Below are 881 nucleotides of genomic sequence, written 5' to 3'. Positions count from 1 at the left end.
TGCTCACGCACGGTGACGGAGGCTGGGGACGGGAGGCGTATTGTCCGCGGCAGAGTTGCCCACCCGCGGGTCCGGCAGTCAGGTCGCCCGCTCGCCGCTTTCGGACCGCGGCAAGGAGACCCTGTAGAGGTTTCGTGTACGGCCTTCCGCGGGTTGCGATCGCGAGTGCAAGATCCTCGCCATGGACTTCCCGTGGGATCCGGTCGATCAGCCGACCGAGCCGTCCGCGACGGCGGCGTGGAGCGGGCGCGGCTTGCTGCAGGCCGTTCTGAGTTGTGCCGGTTGGCTGCTGCTCATTCCCGCCTGGTGGCTCGCTGAGACGCCTCTGCTCGTCGGTTCGTTCGTCGGCTGGTTGATCTCGTTGTTGGCTGTGTTGTTCGCGGTACTCGTCTCGATTGCGGCGATCCTGATCGCCTGCGTACGCGGTTCGTGGGGAGTCGCCGTGGTGAGCTTGTGCCTGGCCGCTGCCGCCCTTGTCGTCGTCTCGCGGCAGGATTCACAGGTCTACCCCGTCGACTATCGGTATCGACTACATCGGGCCGCGCTCGCCGAACTGGTCGAGGGCTACCGGGCCGGCCGCTTGGACGACGAACTCACCCTGCCGGCCGAGATGCGCTCCCTGTGCCCGTCCGGATTCGCCTACGCCAGTCCGACCGTGTTATTCGTGCAGCTATGGCAGAACTGGCGAGCCGAGTCGGGAACAGGACTCGCGTATTTCGCCGAACCGCCCACCGAGCCGACGCCCATCACCACCGCCTCGGGCGACCTCGGATACCCGAAACGGGAGGTGGGCGACGGCTGGTGGTGGGTGGCGTAAAGCCACAGCCCGGCGACGGCTACTTTCGGCAGAAATGCGCATCGAGCCACCACCGACATCTACG

At 66.6% G+C, this 881-nt stretch carries 1 protein-coding gene; it reads left to right on the top strand.

Translation table 11 applies throughout. The features are described from left to right. Nucleotides 1-181 precede the first annotated feature (181 nt). The gene (locus I4J89_RS49115) at nt 182-817 is read left to right on the top strand and encodes a hypothetical protein (RefSeq protein ID WP_196421105.1); all 636 of its coding nucleotides are present in this window, start codon (nt 182-184) and stop codon (nt 815-817) included. The last annotated feature ends 64 nt before the right edge of the window (nt 818-881 follow it).

The sequence above is a fragment of the Actinoplanes aureus genome (assembly GCF_015704865.1).
Lineage (GTDB): Bacteria > Actinomycetota > Actinomycetes > Mycobacteriales > Micromonosporaceae > Actinoplanes > Actinoplanes aureus.
The sequence above is the reverse complement of the archived record's forward strand: the minus strand, read 5'-3'. Positions and strand labels throughout refer to the sequence as shown.